The organism is Catenuloplanes atrovinosus, from assembly GCF_031458235.1.
GTDB lineage: Bacteria > Actinomycetota > Actinomycetes > Mycobacteriales > Micromonosporaceae > Catenuloplanes > Catenuloplanes atrovinosus.
The window spans coordinates 1,476,416-1,496,860 of sequence record NZ_JAVDYB010000001.1; the positions used below are offsets into that span (position 1 = coordinate 1,476,416).

The 20,445-nt window shown below is 74.5% G+C and carries 18 protein-coding genes and 1 riboswitch; of the genes, 12 read left to right on the top strand and 6 right to left on the bottom strand.

Features of this window, described 5'->3' with window-relative positions:
• Positions 1-3: 3 nt before the first annotated feature.
• Positions 4-933 (bottom strand): diacylglycerol/lipid kinase family protein, encoded by a 930-nt coding sequence (locus J2S41_RS06245; protein ID WP_310364223.1) that lies wholly within the window; start codon positions 931-933, stop codon positions 4-6.
• A 39-nt stretch (positions 934-972) separates the two neighbouring features.
• Entirely contained in the window at positions 973-1,464 is a 492-nt protein-coding gene (locus J2S41_RS06250) for an NUDIX domain-containing protein (RefSeq protein WP_310364225.1), read from the bottom strand.
• A 59-nt stretch (positions 1,465-1,523) separates the two neighbouring features.
• Between J2S41_RS06250 and J2S41_RS06255 the strand changes: the two genes are divergently transcribed.
• Complete coding sequence (locus J2S41_RS06255; RefSeq protein WP_310364227.1) at positions 1,524-2,741, top strand: GAF domain-containing sensor histidine kinase; 1,218 nt, start codon at positions 1,524-1,526, stop codon at positions 2,739-2,741.
• On the top strand, positions 2,699-4,297 hold the full coding sequence (locus tag J2S41_RS06260; protein ID WP_310364229.1) for a sensor histidine kinase: 1,599 nt from the start codon (positions 2,699-2,701) through the stop codon (positions 4,295-4,297). Before J2S41_RS06255 ends, J2S41_RS06260 begins: the two co-directional genes overlap by 43 nt.
• On the opposite strand, the gene J2S41_RS06265 is transcribed toward J2S41_RS06260, so the two are convergent.
• Positions 4,260-5,030: a TetR/AcrR family transcriptional regulator gene (locus tag J2S41_RS06265; RefSeq protein WP_310364231.1), complete on the bottom strand. Its 771-nt coding sequence runs from the start codon at positions 5,028-5,030 to the stop codon at positions 4,260-4,262. The genes J2S41_RS06260 and J2S41_RS06265 overlap by 38 nt on opposite strands.
• A 58-nt stretch (positions 5,031-5,088) precedes the next feature.
• Between J2S41_RS06265 and J2S41_RS06270 the strand changes: the two genes are divergently transcribed.
• Entirely contained in the window at positions 5,089-6,633 is a 1,545-nt protein-coding gene (locus J2S41_RS06270) for an MFS transporter (RefSeq protein WP_310364235.1), read from the top strand.
• 774 nt (positions 6,634-7,407) lie between these two features.
• Here J2S41_RS06270 and J2S41_RS06275 read toward each other — a convergent pair.
• A complete protein-coding gene (locus J2S41_RS06275; protein ID WP_310364237.1) occupies positions 7,408-8,334 on the bottom strand; it encodes a DMT family transporter in 927 nt (308 codons plus the stop codon).
• A gap of 70 nt (positions 8,335-8,404) precedes the next feature.
• Here J2S41_RS06275 and J2S41_RS06280 point away from each other — a divergent pair, with 70 nt between their 5' ends.
• The 5 genes from J2S41_RS06280 (at position 8,405) to J2S41_RS06300 (ending at position 12,301) form a co-directional block, all read left to right on the top strand.
• Positions 8,405-9,304 carry a LysR family transcriptional regulator gene (locus J2S41_RS06280; protein WP_310364238.1) on the top strand — a complete coding sequence of 300 codons (900 nt, stop codon included), beginning with the start codon at positions 8,405-8,407 and terminating at the stop codon, positions 9,302-9,304.
• A 47-nt stretch (positions 9,305-9,351) separates the two neighbouring features.
• On the top strand, positions 9,352-10,632 hold the full coding sequence (locus tag J2S41_RS06285; protein WP_310364240.1) for a glycosyltransferase: 1,281 nt from the start codon (positions 9,352-9,354) through the stop codon (positions 10,630-10,632).
• Positions 10,633-10,710: 78 nt separating this feature from the next.
• The gene (locus J2S41_RS06290) at positions 10,711-11,100 is read left to right on the top strand and encodes a hypothetical protein (RefSeq protein WP_310364242.1); all 390 of its coding nucleotides are present in this window, start codon (positions 10,711-10,713) and stop codon (positions 11,098-11,100) included.
• Positions 11,004-11,324, top strand: a complete 321-nt coding sequence (locus J2S41_RS06295) for a helix-turn-helix transcriptional regulator (RefSeq protein WP_310376305.1) — start codon at positions 11,004-11,006, stop codon at positions 11,322-11,324. Before J2S41_RS06290 ends, J2S41_RS06295 begins: the two co-directional genes overlap by 97 nt.
• The gene (locus J2S41_RS06300; RefSeq protein ID WP_310364243.1) at positions 11,324-12,301 is read left to right on the top strand and encodes an NAD(P)-dependent alcohol dehydrogenase; all 978 of its coding nucleotides are present in this window, start codon (positions 11,324-11,326) and stop codon (positions 12,299-12,301) included. The genes J2S41_RS06295 and J2S41_RS06300 overlap by 1 nt, the downstream gene beginning before the upstream one ends.
• A gap of 69 nt (positions 12,302-12,370) precedes the next feature.
• Here the strand turns inward: J2S41_RS06300 and J2S41_RS06305 are convergent, their stop codons facing one another.
• Positions 12,371-14,383, bottom strand: a complete 2,013-nt coding sequence (locus J2S41_RS06305) for a LamG-like jellyroll fold domain-containing protein (protein ID WP_310376307.1) — start codon at positions 14,381-14,383, stop codon at positions 12,371-12,373.
• Positions 14,384-14,490: 107 nt separating this feature from the next.
• Between J2S41_RS06305 and J2S41_RS06310 the strand changes: the two genes are divergently transcribed.
• The 4 genes from J2S41_RS06310 (at position 14,491) to J2S41_RS06325 (ending at position 16,271) form a co-directional block, all read left to right on the top strand.
• Positions 14,491-15,027, top strand: coding sequence for a DUF6886 family protein (locus tag J2S41_RS06310; RefSeq protein WP_310364244.1), 537 nt, complete (start codon positions 14,491-14,493; stop codon positions 15,025-15,027).
• Between the two features lie 61 nt (positions 15,028-15,088).
• Positions 15,089-15,277 (top strand): hypothetical protein, encoded by a 189-nt coding sequence (locus J2S41_RS06315; protein WP_310364246.1) that lies wholly within the window; start codon positions 15,089-15,091, stop codon positions 15,275-15,277.
• 296 nt (positions 15,278-15,573) lie between these two features.
• Positions 15,574-16,143 carry a sigma factor-like helix-turn-helix DNA-binding protein gene (locus J2S41_RS06320; RefSeq protein ID WP_310364250.1) on the top strand — a complete coding sequence of 190 codons (570 nt, stop codon included), beginning with the start codon at positions 15,574-15,576 and terminating at the stop codon, positions 16,141-16,143.
• On the top strand, positions 16,107-16,271 hold the full coding sequence (locus tag J2S41_RS06325) for a hypothetical protein (protein WP_310364252.1): 165 nt from the start codon (positions 16,107-16,109) through the stop codon (positions 16,269-16,271). The genes J2S41_RS06320 and J2S41_RS06325 overlap by 37 nt, the downstream gene beginning before the upstream one ends.
• 39 nt (positions 16,272-16,310) lie before the next feature.
• On the opposite strand, the gene cobN is transcribed toward J2S41_RS06325, so the two are convergent.
• Positions 16,311-19,913, bottom strand: coding sequence for a cobaltochelatase subunit CobN (cobN, locus tag J2S41_RS06330; protein ID WP_310364254.1), 3,603 nt, complete (start codon positions 19,911-19,913; stop codon positions 16,311-16,313).
• A 57-nt stretch (positions 19,914-19,970) separates the two neighbouring features.
• Positions 19,971-20,090, bottom strand: a riboswitch (cobalamin riboswitch).
• Between the last annotated feature and the right edge of the window lie 355 nt (positions 20,091-20,445).

Genomic DNA, 20,445 nt, shown 5'->3' on the forward strand with positions numbered 1-20,445 from the left:
GCCTCAGCGGTCGATCGAGTCCGCGGGCGCCATCACGCGCAGCGCGTTCGCGTCCAGGCCGATCCGCATCGGCGTGCTCCCGCACGGCTCGCCGTCCACCTCGACCGGCGCCGGCCGGCCGGTCTCCAGCCACAGCTCGCCCACGGCCAGGAACGGGTCGTCGCCGAGCGTGCGCCGGTGCCCGAGCGTGGCGTTCCGCGCGGTCTCCCGCAGCAGGCCGAACCGGCCCTCACCGCCCACCGGGTACGCGATCAGCAGCCGGTCGTCCGCGTCCGCGTCCTTCGTGATCGGCCGTCCCGCGTGGAACCCGCCGTTCGCCACGTAGAGCTGGTGGGTGCGGAACTCGTGCTCGCGCCCGTCCGCGCGCACCACCACGCGCATCGGCCGGTGCCCGAACAGCAGGGCGAGACCGGTCATCGGGTACGCCCAGCGCCCGGCGACCCGCTTCAGCGGCGGCGGGGCCGCGTTCATCACGGCCGCGGACAGCCCGACGCCGACGTGGTTGGTGAACGGCATGTCCCCGGCCAGGCCCAGGTCCACGTCCACCACCTTGCCCTCGACCAGCGTGCGGATCGCCTCGTCCAGGTCGATCGGCACCCGTACCGTGCGGGCGAAGTTGTTCGTGGTGCCGAGCGGCAGCAGGCCCAGCGCGTTCTCCCGGTGCGCCATCATCCGCGCGGCCGTGCTGATCGTGCCGTCACCGCCGCCGGCCACCACCAGATCGGCGCCGGACTCGCGCGCCCGGATCAGGGTCTCCTCCAGGTGGCGCGGCTTCTCCACCGAGTACGACGCGATCAGGTCGAACCCGGCGCCGAGCAGCCGCGACCGCGCGCCCTCGTAGAGCAGCCGGCCGCGCCGGGAGTGCGTGTTCACCACCAGCACCGCTCGCCGGTCCCGGTGGATGTCCTCGGTCAAGCGTTGCTTCGTCCGCATCGGTGCGCAGCCTACCCGCTGATCATCTTCGTCGCCGGGTCACACTCCCGCGGCGAAGAAGCGCGCCGCCACGATCGTGTGCAACGGGAATCCGAGCTCGGCCGGGCCGTCCAGGACATGGTGACCGAGCGACTCCTCGTTCGGGTGCGACGCCGGCAGCGCCACGGGCGAGATCGGCGGCAGCAACCCGAAGATCAGCACGGTGCCGTCCGGTGCGCTGTGCACGTCGAAGAGCGTGACCGCGTCCGGGTCCGCGACCACGCCGGTCTCCTCGCGCAGCTCCCGCGCGACCGCGTCCTGCCAGCGCTCGCCCACGTCGATGTAGCCGCCGGGCAGCGCCGGCGCACCGTACGCCGGTGGCACGCCGCGCCGGACCACCAGCAGCCCGCGGCCGACCGGCTGCACCGCGACCGCGACCGGCACCGGATTGCGGTAGCTGGTCCGGCCGCACCCGGCGCAGAGCCGCGGCCAGGGCTGGTCCGGCGCGAACGCGGCGCCGCAGAACGAACAGTGGGCGTGGGGGACGGCCATGGCGACGAGCCTCCCACGAAACGCCGGACGGGCGGCGTACCGGCTGGGATCATGGGGTGGTGAAGGCACCGGTGCCCGTCGACGAACCGCAGCGGGTGGCGGCGCTGCGCGAGACGGCGATCCTCGACACGCCGCCGGAGACGGAGTTCGACGACATCGCCGTGCTCGCCTCCGAGATCTGCGGCACGCCCATCGCGCTGGTCAGCCTGGTCGATTCGGACCGGCAGTGGTTCAAGGCCCGGATCGGCCTGGACCTGCCGCAGACCAGCCGGGACGCGGCCATGTGCGCCTACCCGGTGGCGGACCGCGGCATGCTGGAGGTGGGCGACGCCGCCGGGGACGCGCGGTTCGCGGACAGCCCGCTGGTCGCGGAGGAGGGCGTCCGGTTCTACGCGGGCGCGCCGCTGCTGATGCAGGACGGGCACGCGGTCGGCACGGTCTGCGTGATGGACCGCGAGCCGCGCGAGCTGACCGGCGACCAGCGGCGGGCGCTGCGCGCGCTGGCCCGGCACGCCGCCGCCCACCTGGAACTGCGCCGGTACGCCCGCCGCGTGGTGGCCGCCGCGGACCGGCTGCGCGAACTGGACCGGCTCAAGGACTCGTTCCTGGCCAGCGTCAGCCACGAACTGCGTACCCCGCTGTCGCTGATCCGGGGTTATCTGGAGGTGCTGCTGGACGACGACGCCGACCCGGACACGGCCCGCCGCTTCCTCGCCGTCATGCAGCGCAACGCGGACCGGCTGCTGCGGCTCATCGACGACCTGCTGCTGGTCGCCCGGCTGCACGAGGACGGGCTGGAACTGTCCAGCACGTCCGCGGACCTGTCCGAACTGGTCTACCAGGTGACCGTGGCATCCCGGCCGCTGGCGGAGCACAAGGGCATCACGGTGGTGGAGCACACCGGCGCGCCGATCCCGATCTCCGGCGATCCGCAGCGGCTGTCCCAGGCGTTCAGCCACCTCATGTTCAACGCGATCAAATTCACTCCGGAGGGCGGCCGGATCGCGGTGGCGACCAGCGGCGACGAGGAGCCGACGCTGACGATCATGGACACCGGCGTCGGCATCCCGCGCGCGGACCTGCCGTACCTGTTCGACCGGTTCCATCGCAGCAGCACCTCGGACCTGCTGGCCACGCAGGGCTCCGGCGTCGGGCTGACGATCGTCAAGGCGATCATCGACGCGCACGGCGGCACCATCGCGATCGAGAGCGAGCCGGACGAGGGTACGACCGTGTGCGTGACGCTGCCCCGGCACCCGGTGGCGCCGTGCGGGTGACCGGCCGGGTGCAGCGGCCGGAGCGGCTGGCCGCCGTCTCCGCCACCGGGCTGGCGGACCGCCGCGACGTGCCCGGCCTGGACCGGCTGGCCCGGCTCGCGTCCCGGCTGCTCGGCACGCCCACCACCCTGGTCTCGCTGGTCACCGCGGACCGTCAGGTCTTCCCCGGCCGGGTCGGGATGGAGGTGGGCGGGACCCCGCTCTCCCACTCGTTCTGCCAATACGTGGTCGCGGACGACGAGCCGCTGGTCGTGACGGACGCGCGCGCCGATCCGCGACTCAGCGACAACCTGGCCATCCCGGACCTGGGCGTGATCGCGTACGCCGGCATACCGATCCGGGTGGACGGCGAGACGCTCGGCGCGTTCTGTGCGATCGACTCCCGGCCGCGTGCCTGGACCGGCACCGACCTGGCCGTGCTGGAGGACCTGACCGCCGCGGTGGAGTCGGAGATCGCGCTGAGCCTGGCCGCCCGCGACGCGGAGCGGTCCGCCGCCGCGTTCGCGGCCGTGCTGGACGTGGCGCACGACGCGTTCGTCTCCATCGCGCCGGACGGCGTGGTCGTGGAGTGGAACCAGGCCGCCGAGGCGATGTTCGGCTGGTCGCGCGCGGAGGCGACCGGCCGCGAGCTGACCGGCCTGATCATCCCGCCCGAGTACCACGCCGCGCACGACGCCGGCCTGATCCGGGTGCGGGCCACCGGCGTCTCCGCGCTGGCCGGCCGGCGCGTCGAGCTGACCGGGCAGCACCGCACCGGCCGCCGCTTCCCGGTGGAGCTGACGCTCCAGGTCACGGCCGGCCATTCGGGACTGCGCCTGCACGGCTTCCTGCGCGACATCAGCGAGCGGCGCGCGGCCGAGGACGCGCTCACCGACCGCAACCGCCGGCTGGAGCAGGCCAACCTGCTCAAGCTCGACCTGATGGGCATGCTCTCGCACGACATCGGCACGCCGCTGGCCACCATCATCGGGTACGGCGAGGTGCTCGCCGAATCGCTGAGCGAGCCACGCCAGCAGACCATCCTGGACAAGATCCTGAACGGGGCCCGCCGGATCGACCAGCTCCGCCAGAACGTGCTGGCCATGTGCACGATCGACGCCGACCGCCTGCAGGCCCGCCGCGAGCCGGTGCCGCTGGCGCCCGCGCTCCGGGAGGCGCTGCTCGCCGCGGACCTGGCCGTGCCGGTCGCCTGCCCGCCCGGCGTCACCGTGCTGGTCAACCCGGCGCACCTGCAACAGATCGTGGTCAACTTCCTGAGCAACGCGGCCAAGTACGGCGGCGGCCCGACGCTGATCGCCGTGACCGCCGGCGAGGACGCCGTCGGCGTCTCCATCCACGACGAGGGCCCCGGCGTGCCCGCGGCGATGCGCGCGCACCTCTTCGAGCGCTACACCCGCGCGGCCGGCGTCACCGCGAAGGGCCACGGCCTGGGCCTGCACATCGTGGCCAGCCTCGCCGAGGCCAACGGCGGCTCGGTGTCGCACCGCGACAACACGCCGGCCGGCAGCGTCTTCACGCTCACTCTCCAGCCGGCCCGGCCGGAGCCCGGCCACTGACCCCGGCCAGCCACGCCTCCAGCCCGTCCAGGATGCGGTCCAGGCCGAACGCGAAGTTCTCGTCCCAGGCGGAGGCGTCCATCGGCACGGCGCCGACCGACTCGCGCCACGCCCGGTGGTGCGGATAGTCGTCGCCGACCCGGTCCAGATAGGGCGTGACCCGCTCGGTGACCTCCGCCGGCGTCAGCCCGGACGCCGCCGTGCCGGCCGAGACCGCGGCGGTGGCCAGCGCCGCCCCGATGGAGTGGTTGGTGATCACCGAGCTGGCGTGCGACAGCGCCAGCCCCTCGAAGCCGCTCGCGACCAGCAGCGCCACGATCCGGTCGCCGACGCGCAGCGCGTTCGGCCCCAGGTTGGGGCGGGTGCCCAGCAGCGGGATCGCCCACGGGTGGCGCAGCAGCATGGCGCGCAGGCCGGTGGCGTACACGGACGCGCCGATCCGGAAGCTGACGTCGCCCGGCTCCGGGACGTAGAGCTCGCCCATGATCTCGTCGACCGCCAGCTCGAGCAGCTCGGTCTTGTTCGTCACGTGCCAGTAGAGCGACGTGGCGCCGGAGCCGAGCCGGGTGCCCAGCCGCCGCATGCTCAGGCCCTCGGCGCCCTCGGCGTCGAGCAGCTCGATCGCGGTGCGCACGATCTGCTCGCGGGTGAGCGTGGGCGCGCCGCCGCGGGTGCGGGCCGGCGGCCGCAGCCAGACCGAGTCGGTGTACGGATCGGACTTCTGCGGCGCCATGCCGCCCAGTCTACGGCCGCGACACACCGGCAACAGACCTCGATGGTACGGTGTTCGAGTGACTAGTACACCGTTCGAGAAGCCGCGTGATCCACGGCGCTGGGTGATCCTCGGCGTCCTCTGCCTGAGCCTGCTCGTGGTCGTCATCGACAACATGGTGCTCACCATCGCGATCCCGTCCCTGATCAGCGACCTGGGCGCGAGCACCGCCGAGGTGCAGTGGATCGTCGACGCGTACATCCTGGTCTTCGCGGGCCTCCTGCTCACCGCCGGCTCGCTCTCCGACCGCTACGGGCGGCGGCGCGGCCTGATCATCGGCCTGGTGGTGTTCGGCGGCGCGTCCGTGCTGGCCACGCTGGCCCGCACGCCGGAGCAGCTGATCGCGGTGCGCGGCCTGATGGGCGCGGGCGCCGCCTTCCTGATGCCGGGCACGCTCTCCGTGCTCACCACCGTCTTCGCCGAGGACGAGCGGAAGAAGGCGATCGCGATCTGGAGCTCCGTGCTGATGCTCGCCTCGCTCGGCGGCCCCACGCTCGGCGGCCTGCTGCTGGAGCACTACTGGTGGGGCTCGGTCTTCCTGCTCAACGTGCCGATCGCGGCGCTCGGCATCGTCGCCGCGTGGCTGCTCATCCCGGAGTCGCGCGGGCCCGCGTCCCGGCCGGACGTGCTCGGCGCGCTGCTCTCCACCGCCGGGATGGCCGCGCTGGTCTGGGGCGTGATCAACGTGGCGTCGCACGGGTGGGCCGCGGGCCGTACCGTCGCGGGCTTCGCGCTCGGCGCCGCGCTGCTGGCAGCGTTCGTGTGGTGGGAGCGCCGGGCACCCGAGCCGATGCTGCCGCTGTCGCTGTTCCGCGACCGTGACTTCGGCGGCGCCAGCCTCTCCATCGTGCTGCTGTCCTTCTCGGCCGGCGGCATGATGCTCGCGCTCACCCAATACCTGCAGTTCGTCCTCGGGTACGGCCCGATGCGCGCCGGCCTCGCCTTCATCCCGATGCTGGTCACCACCATGGTCTTCAACGGCATCGGCGTGGTCGTCGACAGGCGGTCCGGGGCCCGCGTCGCCATCGCGGCCGGCCTGCTGCTGATGGCCGCCGGCTTCACGATCCTGGCCACGACCGGCCCGGACGACGGCTACCTCAGGCTGGCGCTGGCGTTCGTGGTGATGGGCGCGGGCAGCGGCATCGCGGCCCCGCCCGCGGTCGGCACGCTGCTCGGCGCGCTCCCGCCCGACCGCGCCGGCGTCGGCTCCGCGGTCAACGACACCGTGCAGCAGGTCGGCGCCGCGCTCAGCGTCGCCGTCATCGGCACGGTGCTGACCACGGTCTACGGCTCCGCGATGCCGGGCGACGCGGCCGAACCGGCACGCCGCTCGATCGGCGAGGCGCTCTCCGTCGCCGCCACCACCGGCGACGCGGCCCTGATCACGGCGGCCCGCGAGGCCTTCGTCGCCGCGCTCTCCGCCACCTCGTGGCTCGGCGTCATCGGCGCCACCGCCGCGGCCGGCGTGGCCGCCACGGTCCTGCGCGCCAAGCCCACCCCTCCTCCACCGGCGTCCGCGCCGGAGCCGGCGTCCGCGCCGGAGTCGGCCTCGGCGCGGGAGTAGGCCGCCGCGCTGGAGGCGGGCTTCGCGCCGGGTTCGGTTTCCGCGTTGGAGACGGGTCTTATGTCGCGTTCGGCTCCCGCGTCCAGGTCGGCTTCCGCGTCCGAGGCGGGCCTTCGCGTCGCATTCGGCTTTCGTGCCGGGGTCGGTTTTCGCGCGGGCGTCGGTTCCCGTGCCGGGTCGGCTTTCGCGCGGGAGTCGGTTTCCGTGCCGGGGTCGGCTTTCGTGCCGGGTCGGCTTTCGCGCGGGAGTCGGTTTCCGTGCCGGGGTCGGCTTTCGTGCCGGGTCGGCTTTCGCGCGGGAGTCGGTTTCCGTGCCGGGGTCGGCTTTCGTGCCGGGTCGGCTTTCGCGCGGGAGTCGGTTTCCGTGCCGGGGTCGGCTTTCGTGCCGGGTCGGCTTTCGCGCGGGAGTCGGTTTCCGTGCCGGGGTCGGCTTTCGTGCCGGGTCGGCTTTCGCGCGGGAGTCGGTTTCCGTGCCGGGGTCGGCTTTCGTGCCGGGGCCGACCTTCGCGTGGGGAGTCGGCTTTCGTGCCGGGGTCGGCTTTCGCGCGGGGGTCGGCTTTCGCGCGGGAGTCGGCTTTCGCGCGGGAGTCGGCTTTCGTGTCGGAGGCGGGCCTTGCGCCGGAGGCCGGTGTCCCCACCCGGGTCGGCTTCCGGGCCGGAGGCGGGTCTCGCGTCGGAGCCGGCCCGCGGCCGAGGCCGCGCCCGGCACACGCGACGAACCGGCCCGCCGTGATCCGGCGGGCCGGGAGGTGATCGACGCGGCCGGTCGCGGCGGTCAGGCGGGCGTGGTGACCGCCGCGTCGCGGGTGGCGGGGAGCGTCTCCGGGACCTCGTCGCCGGCCGGCGCGGAGGGGCGGGCCGGGCGGGTGGACAGCCAGCAGCCGGAGGCGATCAGGGCGAAGCCGGCCACCGTGGCGACGCCGATCGGCTCGCCGAGCAGCGCGACGCCGAGCAGCACCGCGACCACCGGGTTGACGTAGGTGACCAGGCCGGCGCGGGACGGGCCGGCCTCCGCGATCAGGCCGTAGAAGGCGAGCAGCGCGACCGCGGTGCAGAGCACGCCGAGCCCGGCCAGCGCCAGCCAGGACACCGGCCGTACCGGCGCGACCGGCAGCGCGAACAGCGCGAACGGCAGCAGCACCAGCGAGCTGATCGTGGTGGTGCCGGCGGTCAGCGCGACCGGCGGCACGTCCGCGGCCCAGCGCTGCACCAGGATGGTCGCGACCGCGTAGCCGATCGTGGCCAGCAGCACCATGCCGGCGCCGATCAGGCCCAGCCGGTCGCCGGAGATGTCCGCGCCGACCAGCACCGCGACGCCGGCGAAGCCCAGGCCCAGGCCGGCGGCCCGGCCGAGGCTGAGCGGCTCGGTGCGCAGCAGGAGCAGCGTGACCACGGCCGGCTCGATCGCGATCAGCAGCGCGGTCAGCGAGGAGCTGATGTGCACCTCGCCGTACGTGATGAGCAGGAACGGGCCGACGATGTGCACGAACGAGATGGTGGTGATCACCAGCAGCCGCCCGCGCAGCGCGGTGAGCACGCCGCGCGCGGCCGCGATCGGCAGCAGCACCAGCGCGGCGATGGCGAGCCGGCCGAAGACCACCGCCAGCGGCGACAGGTCCTCGATCGCCACCTTGATCAGTAGGTACGGCATCCCCCACAGCAGGGAGACGGTGAGGAAGAGAAACCAGGCACGTCTGTTCACGACGTCAGCCTCTCGCCGTACCGTTGTAAGCGGTAGTGATGATTCGCTGGGGTTGTTTTAAGGAGCACTGATGATCGACGTGCACCGGCTCAGGGTACTGCGCGAGGTGGCGCGGCACGGCAGCTTCAACCGCGCGGCGGTCGCGCTGCGGATGACCGCGTCCGCGGTCTCCCAGCAGATCGCCGCGCTGGAGCGCTCGGTCGGCACCCCGGTCGTCGCGCGCAGCACGCGCGGTGTGCGGCTGACCGACGCGGGCCTGATCCTGACCGAGACCGCGGACGCGGTCACCGCGGAGCTGGATCGGGCCGTGCACGACCTGGCCCGGCTGTCCGGCGACGCGGACCGGCACCTCGCGGTCGCCACGTTCACCAGCGGCGGGCAGCGGCTGCTGCCGCCCGCGCTCGGCCGGTTCCACCGCGAGCACCCGGACGTGCTGCTCAACGTGGTGGAGGCGGACACCGAGGAGAGCCTGCCGCGGGTGAGCACCGGGGAGGCGGATCTGGCGATCGCGTACCACTTCGACGGCCCGCCGCCGTCCGTGCCGGGCCTGGCGTGGACGCCGCTGCTCGACGATCCGATGTGGGTGGTGCTGCCGTCCGGCCATCCGATGGCCGGCCGGGACACGGTCACGCTCGGCGAACTGGCCGAGGAGCGCTGGATCCTCGGCTGCGTCGGCCTCGACGACATGCTCGGGCAGCACGCGGCGCTGGCCGGGTTCGCGCCGGTGATCGCGTGCCGGAGCACCGACTACGTGTTCGCGCAGTCGATGGTCCGGGCCGGCATCGGCATCAGCCTGGTGCCGCAGGTGGCGCTGGCCGCCGACCGCGGCGGCCTGTCCGTGGTGCCGCTGATGGGCCCGGGCCCGATCCGGTACGTGGGTGTGGCCACGCCGCGGCGGCGGGTGCGCCCGGTGGCGGCCGCGCTGCTGCGGGCGCTGCAGGAGACGGTCGCGGGGCTGCCGGTCGCTTGACCCGTGCCGCCATCCTGAGACGGTAGTCGATAAAAGGGGTGACGGCGATGGCGCGGTTCCTGTTCTCGGCCACGGCGCTGGCCGGGCACGTGAACCCGGCGCTTCCGCTGGTCGCGGCGTTGACCGCGGCCGGGCACCGGGTGCGGTTCATGACCGGCGCCGAGTTCGGCGACGCGATCATCCGGGCCGGCGCCGAGTTCCACCGGGCGCCGCCGGAGGCCGAGGTCGGCGACTCCAACCTGGACCGGCGGTTCCCGGAGCGGGCCGCGCTGCGCGGGCTGCGCAAGCTGCGCTGGGACCTCGCGCACCTGTTCGTGGCGCCGGCCGTGCCGGTGGCCGCGGAGTTGGGGCGGCTGCTGGCGGACGAGCCGGCGGACCTGCTGGTGGCGGACGTGCTGTGTCTCGGCGCCGGGCTGGCCGCGGAGGCCGGTGGCCCGCCGCTCGCGCTCTACGGCATGAGCGTGCTGCCGTTCCCCAGCGTGGACGTGGCGCCGACCGGGCTGGCGCTGCCGCCCCGGTCCGGCCCGCTCGGCCGGCTCCGCAACCGGGCGCTGCACGCGCTGGTCCGGCGCACCGTGTTCGGGTTCACGACCGGGCTGATGGACGCGCAGCGTGCCCGGCTCGGGCTGCCGCCGGCCGGCCGGACCGCGCTGGAGATCGCGCCGCCCGCCGCGTACCTGCAGCTCTCGCCGCCCGGGTTCGAGTATCCGCGCGGCGACCTGCCGGGCTTCGTCCACTTCGTCGGGCATCCCCGCCCGCGGCCGCCGGACCCGGGCTGGGCGCGGCCGGCGTGGTGGTCCGAGGTGGAGTGCGCGCGGCGGCCGGTCGTGGTGGTCACCCAGGGCACGGTCGCCACCGACCTCGGCCAGTTGGTCCGGCCCGCGCTGGCCGCGCTCGCCGGCGAGGACGTGCTGGTGGTGGCGCTGACCTCGGGCGCGGACCCGGCTGAGCTGGGCGCGCTGCCGGCGAACGCGCGCACGGCCGCCTGGGTGCCGTTCGGCGCGCTCTTCCCGCACGCGTCCGTGGTGGTGACGAACGGCGGCTTCGGCGGCGTGCAGACCGCGCTCGGCTTCGGCGTGCCGCTGGTGGTGGCCGGCCGGACCGAGGACAAGGCGGAGGTGGCGGCGCGCGTGGCGTACAGCGGCGTGGGGGTTGATCTGCGCACCCAGACGCCGGCGCCGGCGGCGATCCGGGACGCGGTGCGCCGGGTGCTGGCCGGCCCGTCGTTCGCGGCCCGGGCCCGCGCGCTGCGCGACGAGACCGGCGGCCAGGACCCGGCCGAGCGCGCGTCCGCGCTGCTCACGGCGCTGGCGAACGGCCGTATGTAAAAAATTGTAGACATCATGTCCAGTAGACCTTACCTTGGTGATGTCAAAGATTTTGTACATCACGGGAGGGACGGTGCCATGTCGCTGGAGGAGAGGCGGGCCTGGATCAGGCTCGTCGTCGCGGTGATCGCCTACGGGGTCTACGTGGCGGTGGTGGCCGCCGGCGCGCCGTACGGCCCGGCCCTGCTCTGGTCCGTCGGCGGCGCGATCGCGGCCGGCATCCTCGGCGAGATCCTGCTCGGCGGCCGGTCCCGCGAGATCGACGAGCGGGACCGCGAGATCGGCCGCGCCGGTGACCACATCGGGCAGTCGCTGCTGGTGGTCGGCGCGCTCGCCGGCATGCTGATGGCGATCGCGGGCTGGGACCACTTCTGGATCGCCAACGCGATCTACCTCGGCTTCGTGCTCTCCGCCGTGCTCGGCGGCGTCGCCAAGGCCATCCTCTACCGCACGGGCATGCCGTGGTGAAGCCGACCCGGGTGACGAACAGCATCCGCGCCCTCCGCTTCGCCCACGACGAGATGACCCAGGCCGACCTGGCCCGGCGCATCGGCGTCACCCGGCAGACCGTCATCGCCATCGAGCAGGGCCGCTACTCGCCCTCGCTGGAGATCGCCTTCCAGATCGCGCACGTCTTCGGCGTCCCCCTCGAGGACGTCTTCCACTACCCCTCGTCACCCGGAGAGTCGTGATGAAAGCCCTGATCAACCGGCGGTACGGAGATCCGTCCGCGGTCCTGGAGCTCGCCGACCTGCCCCGCCCGTCGCCGGCCCGCGGCGAGGTGCTGATCCGCGTCCACGCCGCCGCCGTCGACCCCGGCGTGTGGATTCTGGTCACCGGCCGCCCGCCCGCCATGCGCCTGATGGGCTTCGGGGTACGCCGCCCGAAGCACCCGGTCCGCGGCCGTGACCTGGCCGGCGTGGTCGTCGAGACCGGCCCGGACGTGACCACGCTCGCGCCCGGCGACGAGGTGTACGGCACCTGCGACCGCGGCTCCTACGCGGAGTACACGGTGGCGCCGGTGACGTGGCTGGCCCGCAAGCCGGCCCGGCTGTCGTTCGCCGAGGCCGCGGCCGTGCCGGTCTCCGGCCAGACCGCGCTCGCCGCGATCCGCGCCGCCGGTCCGCTCACCGGCCGCCGCATGATGATCACCGGCGCGGGCGGCGGCATCGGCGTCTTCGCGGTGCAGCTCGCGATCGCGGCCGGCGCGCGCGTCACCGCGGTCTGCGGCCCCGGCAAGGCCGCGCTGATGGAGTCGCTCGGCGTGGACCGCGTCATCGACTACACGCGCGACGAGGTCGACCGGGACGGCCCGGTCCACGACGTCATCCTGGACACCGCCGGCTGCCGCCCGTTCCCGCTGCTCCGCCGCGCGCTCACTCGCACCGGCCGGGTCCTGCTGGCCGGCGGCGGCCACGACGCCCCCGGCCTCCTCGGCGGCTTCACCCGACAGCTGCGCGCACCACTGCTCACCACCTTCGCCCGCCAGCGCTTCCGCCCGGTCGCCGGCCGGGAGAGCACCGCCGGCCTGGAGGACCTCTCCCGCGCCATCGACGCCGGCACCCTCACCCCGGTCATCGGCCGCACCTTCCCCCTCGAATCCGGCGCCGACGCGATCACCCACCTGGCCGGCGGCCACCCCACCGGCAAGACCGTCATCACGATCTGACGGCACCGTGCCTCGCCACAGGATTCGCCCGGCATGAGCTTCGGCACGTGCGCGCGAGGTCCGGCCGTCTCAGGCCGCGATGGTGGCGATCTCGGCGGCGGTCAGCGGGCGGTCGTAGGCGCGGACGTCGTCGATGGCGCCGCCGAACGGGGCGGTCCAGACGCCGTCGATCAGGGTGCGGCCGGCGAGGAGCGGGCCGGTGGCGTTCCAGCGGACCGGGTGGTGGACGGTGGCCTCGGGGCGGCCGCCGACGAACAGGGTGACGGTGCCGGTGGCGGCGTCGTGAGTGACGGCCAGGTGGGTCCAGGTGCGCAGTTGCGGCGTGGAGGTGCCGGTGGCGACGTCGGCGTCCGGGGCGGTGGAGTCGGTGCGCGGCAGGAGGGCCCGCCAGGCGTCCGCGGCCCGGTCGTACCGGAGGATGAAAGCACTGCCCACGGCGCCCGGCTGGCAGAGGATGCCACGGTCGGCACGGCGGTCGGTGAGGTAGGCCCAGGCCATGACCGTGAAGCTCCGGTCGGTACGCACGGCGGGACGCCCGGCACTGGCCTGACCGTCCGGGGTGGACGCGCTGAACCGCATCGCGGAGCCGGTGCCGTCGTGGCCGCCCGCGACCCGGCCGGCGGTGCCGGACAGCGTGGCGGTGTTGCCGGTGCCGGAGGCGTCGGCCAGCGTACGGCCGGTGGTCTCGTCGGCCGGCCACCAGAGCTGCAGCCCGCCGGTCACGCCGTCGGGCGGCAGCGGTCGCGCGGCGCGCAGCGGGGGAGCGGAGGACCGGGGCGGCGACGGTGCGCCGGTGGGGGCGGGCGTCGGGGCCGGCTCCAGTTCGCCGGCGAGGAACGAGCGGGTGGTGGGGATCGCGGCGACGCCGATCAGCAGCGTGCCGGTGGTCAGCGCGGCGACCGTGATGCGGCGGCGGCGCGACTCCCGGCGGTGCATGAGGTCGATGGGGGAGAGCTCCGGCGGGCCCGAGCGGTCGGCCTCCGGGGAGTCCTCGCCGGGCTCCACCTCGGCGGGGGCGGCGGGCTCGTCCTCCCGAGGATCGTCGCCCTCCGGATCGGCGGCGGCGTCCACCTGGCCGACCGCCTCGGCCGCCTCGGCCGCCTCGGCCGCCTCGGCCGCCTCGGCCGTCACGGCCGGACCGGCGGGTTCCGCCCCGGTGCGATCGGCCTCCGCCTCGCCCGCGTCCGGAGTGGACGGCTCCGTCTCGCGGCTCCGCTGCCGCCCCGGCCCGCACCCCGCGCCCGGCGCGCGCTCCACGGCCGGCACCCGGTCACCCTCGGCGGCGGACCCCAGCTCCAGCGTCCGCCGCGCGCCCGGCACCGCGGCCGGGGCGTCCAGCCACGGGTCCGGCGGCGACACCGCGAACCCGGCCGCGGCCTGCAGCTCGCGCAGCCGCTCGCCGAACTGCCGCGCCGAGTCGACCTCGACCGCGGACGGCACGCCCAGCACCGCGCCGAGCACGTCCGCCAGCCCGGGCACCGCGAGCACGCCCGGCGTGGCCAGGCCCGCGTACACGCCGAAACCCGGCTGCGGCACCGCGCCGGTCAGCAGCGCGAACAGCACCTCACCCAGGCCGGCGAGGTCGTCGCGCGGGGAGAGGTACGCCGTACCGACGCTGAAGTCGGACAGCAGCGGCCGGCCCTCCAGATCCAGCAGCACGTTCGACAGCCGCACCGCCCCGTGCGGCACGGCCAGCCCGTGCGCGTAGGCGAGCGCGTCCGCCAGCCGGACGGCCGCGGCCAGCACCCACGCCTGGTCGACCGGGCCGGTGCGCAGCAGCGCCTCGGCGAGCGTGCCGCCCTCGCCCAGGCGCATCGCCTGCCAGGCCCGCCCGGTCGGGGTCACGCCCACCGCGTGCACGGCCGCGATCGACGGGTGCCCGCCGAGCCGGCCGACCGCGCGGCACGCGTCCTGGTACGCGAGCACGGCCGCCTGGCTCCGTACGTACCGGTGAAACAGCTTCAGGGCGACCCAGCGCGCGCCGCGTTCGTCCCACGCCCGGTAGACGGTGGCGCCGCCGCCCGAGCCGATCCGATGGGTGCCGGTGTACCCGGCGGGGGTGTCGATCCCCGGACCGCTCATCACGTCCACGTGCTGCTCCGCCCTTCCGAACGTCTGCCGACGAAGGAAACGCGACACCCCGCGCTCCGGCAACGGCCCCGCAGGGTGGGGAAGGCACAATACCGGGAATGCGCCCGGAGCCCGGACAGGTCCTCCACTTCTCCGAGGACCCCGCCATCGCCCGGTTCATCCCGCACGTGGCACCGACCAGCACCCGGGCCGAGCCGCTGGTCTGGGCCGTCGACCACGATCGGGCCCCGGACTACTGGTTCCCCCGCCAGTGTCCGCGCGCCCTGGCCTGGACCACACCGGACACCACCGCCGCCGACCGCGACCGCGTCCTCGGCCCGGGCGGCGGCGATCGCGTGCACGCCATCGAGTACGGCTGGCTGGAGGCGATGCGCACGGTGCGCCTGTACGCGTACCGGCTGCCGGCCGACCGCTTCGCCCCGATCGGCGACCCGGTCCCGCACGCCCACGCCGCCCGCGAGCCGATCACCCCGCTCGGCCCGCCCGAGCCGGTCGGCGACCTCTTCGCGCTGCACGACCGGGCCGGCATCCAGCTTCGCGTGCTGCCCACCCTCCACCCGTTCTGGGACGACGTGATCACCACGACGCTCGGCTTCAGCGGCATCCGGCTCCGTAACGCCCGCCCCCGCACCTGACCGCCGCCCGGCCTGCACGCCGGACTCCGCGCCCGGCACATACCTGGCGAGGAGGTCAGTCATGCAACCAGCTGATCGGGAACCGGGCCGCACCGACGCCACCACACTGATCATGCTCGCCAACGCCGGCCTGGTCGGCGTCCCGGCCGCCTACGCGACGTCCGGCTCGGTGCTGGTCACGATCGTGGCCGCGCTGGCGGCCGCCGCCATGGTCGCGGTGCACCTGGCGCGCCGGCGCCCGAAGTCCTGAGGCGGGCGAGAAATCCGGCCCGGCCCTTGCACGTTCCGGCCGGGCCGGTGCACTACTGGCTAAGGAAACAGCGACAGGAATGCACGTCCGCGACGGACGGCGGTGACTCGGCGCAACCGTCACCTCCGCCCCGCATGCACGGCAGGCCATGGGCAACCGGCGGCAACCGGCGGCAACCGGGTGCCGACGATGCCGGGAGCATCCCGTCACTGAGGCACTCGCGAAACGGGGGAAGCGCTGATGTCGAGAGGCACGGCGCGGTCACGAGACCGACCGAGTGAACGGAGTCCAGTCCCATGGATCAACGTACGGCCACGCAGCCGGCCGCGGAGCGGCACGCCGGCTTCGACGAGTTCTACCGCGGCGAGTTCCTGCCGCTCACCCGGACGCTCATGCTGACGGGTGCCGGCCGGGCCGAGGCCGAGGACGCGGCACAGGAGGCGATGCGGACCGCGCTGCAGCAGTGGGCGCGGATCGATCACCCGCCGGCGTTCGTGCGCACGGTCGCGCTGCGCGCGCTGTGGCGCGGCCGGTCCCGGACCGGCCGGGAGATCGCCGGAACCGCCGACCGCCCGGTGTGGGCGGACGGTACCGAGTTCGAGTTCGACGCGGACACCCGCTACGTGCTCGGGCTGCTCGGTGCGCTCTCCGCGGAGCAGCGGACCGTGATGGCGCTGCGGGTCGACCAGTACAGCACGACGGAGATCGCCGCGATCACCGGGCAGCCACCGGCGACCGTCCGGTCCAACCTGCGCCACGCACGCCGCCGGCTCGCCCGGATGCTCGACCCGGCCATGCTCGGCGAGGCCCGGAGGAGGGAGGTGGAGCGATGGAGAACGACGAGCACCTCGAGGTCGACCGGCTGATCGACCTGGCCGGCGACTCGATGCTGCGGAGTCTGACGCGCGGCGTGGACGTCGAGCGGCGACTCCAGGAGCTGTACGGGATGCCGGAGCCGGACGACCACGCCGAGGCGGTCAGCGCCCGGGGCTGACAGGTGACGCGGGGTGGCCACCGGCCACCCCGCCTCGCATCAGCGGTCCTCCAGGTCGCCCTCGGTGCGCAGGTAGACGTCGCGCAGGGCGTCCAGGGTGGGCTGGTCCGGGTGCTCCCACATGCCGCGGTCGGCGGCCTCGAGCAGGCGTTCGGCGATGCCGTGCAGGGCCCAGGGGTTGGACTGCTCGAAGAACTTCTGGTTCTCCTCGTCGAGCACGTAGGTCTGGGCCAGCGTGTCGTACATCCAGTCGGCGACCACGCCCGCGGTGGCGTCGTAGCCGAACAGGTAGTCGACGGTGGCGGCCAGCTCGAACGCGCCCTTGTAGCCGTGCCGGCGCATGGCGGCGATCCAGCGCGGGTTGACCACGCGGGCGCGGAACACGCGGGCGGTCTCCTCGGACAGCGCGCGGGTGCGTACCGCGGCGGGCTGGGTGCTGTCGCCGATGTACGCGCGCGGGGCCGTGCCGGTCAGCGCGCGCACCGTCGCGATCATGCCGCCGTGGTACTGGAAGTAGTCGTCGGAGTCGGCGATGTCGTGCTCGCGGGTGTCCACGTTCTTCGCCGCGATCGACATGCGCCTGTAGACGGTCTCCATGTCGGCGCGCGCGGCCACACCGTCGAGCCCGCGCCCGTACGCGTAGCCGCCCCACACCGCGTACACCTCGGCCAGGTCCGCGTCGCCGCGCCAGTTCCGGCTGTCGATCAGCGGCAGGATACCGGCGCCGTACGCGCCCGGCTTCGACCCGAAGACGCGCAGCGTCGCCCGCCGCGGGTCACCGTGCGCCTCGAGGTCCGCCGCCACGTGCGCCCGCACGAAGTTGAGATCCGCGGGCTCGTCCAGCTCGGCCACCAGGCGCACCGCGTCGTCCAGCAGCGCCACCACGTGCGGGAACGCGTCCCGGAAGAAGCCGCTGATCCGGACGGTCACGTCCACCCGCGGCCGTCCCAGCTCGGCCAGCGGGACCACGGCCAGCCCGTTCACCCGGCGCGACGCCTCGTCCCAGGTCGGCCGCACGCCCAGCAGCGCCAGGATCTCCGCCACGTCGTCGCCGGCCGTGCGCATCGCGGCGGTGCCCCACACGGACAGCCCGACCGAGCGCGGCCACTCGCCGGTGTCCGCGCGGTAGCGGGCCACCAGCGACTCCGCCATCGCCTGCCCGGTCTCCCAGGCCAGCCGGCTCGGAATCGCCTTCGGGTCGACGGAGTAGAAGTTCCGCCCGGTCGGCAGCACGTTGATCAGGCCGCGCAGCGGCGACCCGCTCGGCCCGGCCGGCACGTAGCCGCCGTCCAGCGCGTGCAGCAGATGCGCCATCTCGTCCGTGGTGCGATCCAGCCGCGGCACGATCTCCGTGGCCGCGAAGATCAAAACCTTTTCCACGACCTCGGGGGTACGTACGGCCGCGCGCGACACCACGCCCGGGACCGCCGCCGGGTCCCACCCCCGCGCTTCCATCTCCTCGACCAGGGACTTCGCCACCGCCTCCACGGCGTCCACCTCGGACTTCGGCGCGGACCCGTCCTCGGCCAGGCCGAGCGCCTCGCGCAGTCCGGGCAGCGCCGCGACCCGGCCGGCCCACATCTGCCGCGCGCGCAGCATCGCCAGCACCAGGTTCACCCGGGCCTCGCCGCCCGGCGCCTCGCCCAGCACGTGCAGCCCGTCGCGGATCTGCACGTCCTTGACCTCGCACAGCCAGCCGTCCACGTGCAGCAGGAAGTCGTCGAACTCCGCGTCGTGCGGCCGGTCGGTCACGCCCAGATCGTGATCGAGCTTTGCGGCCTGCAGCAGCGTCCAGATCTGCGCGCGGATCGCCGGCAGCTTCGCCGGGTCCAGCGCCGCGATGGTCGCGTGCTCGTCCAGCAACTGCTCCAGCCGGGCCATGTCGCCGTACGACTCCGCGCGCGCCATCGGCGGCACCAGGTGATCGACGAGCGTGGCGTGCGCACGGCGCTTCGCCTGCGTACCCTCGCCGGGGTCGTTGACCAGGAACGGGTAGATCAGCGGCAGGTCGCCGAGCGCCGCGTCCGGCCCGCACGCGGCGGACAGGCCCACGGTCTTGCCGGGCAGCCACTCCAGGTTGCCGTGCTTGCCGAGGTGCACGACCGCGTGCGCGCCGAAGTTCGCCGCCAGCCAGCGGTAGGCGGCCAGGTAGTGGTGGCTGGCCGGCAGGTCCGGGTCGTGGTAGATCGCGACCGGGTTCTCGCCGAACCCGCGCGGCGGCTGCACCATCACGACCACGTTGTTGCCGCGCAGCGCCGCCAGCACGATCTCGCCGTCCGGGTCGCCGCTCCGGTCGACGTAGAGCTCGCCCGGCGCCGGCCCCCAGTGCCGCTCGGTCTCCTCGCGCAGCTCCGCCGGCAGCGTGGCGAACCAGGCGCGGTACTCCGCCGCGGGGATCCGGATCGGGTTGCCCTCCAACTGCTCCTCGGTCAGCCAGTTCGGGTCCTGGCCGCCGGCCGCGATCAGCGCGTGCATCAGCGCGTCGCCGTCCTGCGCCGCCACGCCGGGGAACTCGCCCACGTCGTACCCGCGCTCGCTCATCGCCCTGAGCAGGCGCACCGCGGAGGCCGGCGAGTCCAGGCCGACCGCGTTGCCGATCCGGGAGTGCTTGGTCGGGTACGCCGACAGCATCAGCACGATCCGGCGCTCCGCGGGCGGGACGTGCCGCAGCCGCGCGTGCCCGGCCGCGATGCCCGCCACCCGCCGCGCCCGCTCCGGGTCGGCCACGTAGACGGTCAGCCCGTCGGCGTCGGTCTCCTTGAACGAGAACGGCACCGTGATGATCCGGCCGTCGAACTCCGGCACCGCCACCTGCGTGGCAGCGTCCAGCGGTGACAGCCCGTCGTCGTTGCCGTCCCAGGTCGCCCGGTCGCTGGTCAGGCACAGCCCCTGCAGGATCGGCACGTCCAGCCGCGCCAGCTCGCCCACGTCCCACGCGTCGTCGTCGCCCCCGGCCTGCGCCGCCGCCGGCACGATCCCGCCCGCGCCGCCGGCCGCCAGCACGGTCACGATCAGCGCGTCGGCCTCGCGCAGCGCCTCCAGAAGATCGTCATCCGGGGTACGCAGCGAGGCGCAGAAGATCGGCAGCGGCCGCGCGCCGGCGTCCTCCACCGCGTCCGCGAGCGCGTGCACGAACCCGGTGTTCCCCGCCATGTGGTGCGCGCGGTAGTACAGGATCGCGATCGCCGGGCCGTGCGGGTTCCTCGGCTCCGGCCGTTCCAGCCGCCCCCACGCCGGTGCCGGCTCCGGCGCCGCGAACCCGTGCCCGGTGAGCAGGATCGTGTCGCTCAGGAAGTGGTGCAGCTCGGCCAGGTTCGCCGGCCCACCGTGCGCCAGGTACATGTGCGCCTCGGCCGCGAGGTTCGCCGCCACCGTGGACAGCCGCATCAGCTCCGCGTCCGGCGCCTGCTCCCCGCCGAGCACCACGACCGGCCGCTGCTGGGCCAGGAGCGCGTCGATGCCCTCCTCCCACGCCCGGTGGCCGCCCAGAATCCGGACCACCACCAGATCCGTACCCTCGGTAAGCCCGTCCAGATCCTCGACCGCGGTGCGGGCCGGGTTCGCCAGCCGGAAGTCCGCGCCACTGGCACGGGCACTCAGCAGATCGGTGTCGGACGTCGACAGCAGCAGGACGCGGGGCACCGCGGGCTCCTCCCCGGGGTCCTCGCCCCAGATCGTGACGGTTGACGCGGCGACCGGAGTCTCCTGGCTCCCGGATCGGCGCTCGCCCCGACCTTCCCGCCATCACGGCCGTGGTCGTCCTGGGGTCCGCTCCCCGGTGACAGTGGCGGGACCGCGCCGGACTCCCACCGGCTTCCTCCACCGTCGCCGCGCGCTCATTGTGCAGCCCTCCCACTCTCCCGATCCTCGCCCCCACCCGTCAAGCCACCCCCAGTGATCTTGCTCGCCCTCCCCACCCTCGCCTCTGGTCGCCTCATCTCTGATCGCCTCGCCTCTGGTCGCGTCGCCACGCCATGCGTCGCCAAGCCATGCGTCGCCACGCCACGCGTCGCCACGCCACGCCACGCCACGCGTCGCCACGCCACGCGTCGCCACGCCACGCGTCGCCTCCCGCCGCCCGACCTCGGGTGGCCTGGCCTCGTATTGCGTCGGGTCCGCCCGTTCCCGACTCGCCCGACTCCGCCTCGCATCTCTCCGCCTCGCTCAGGTCACA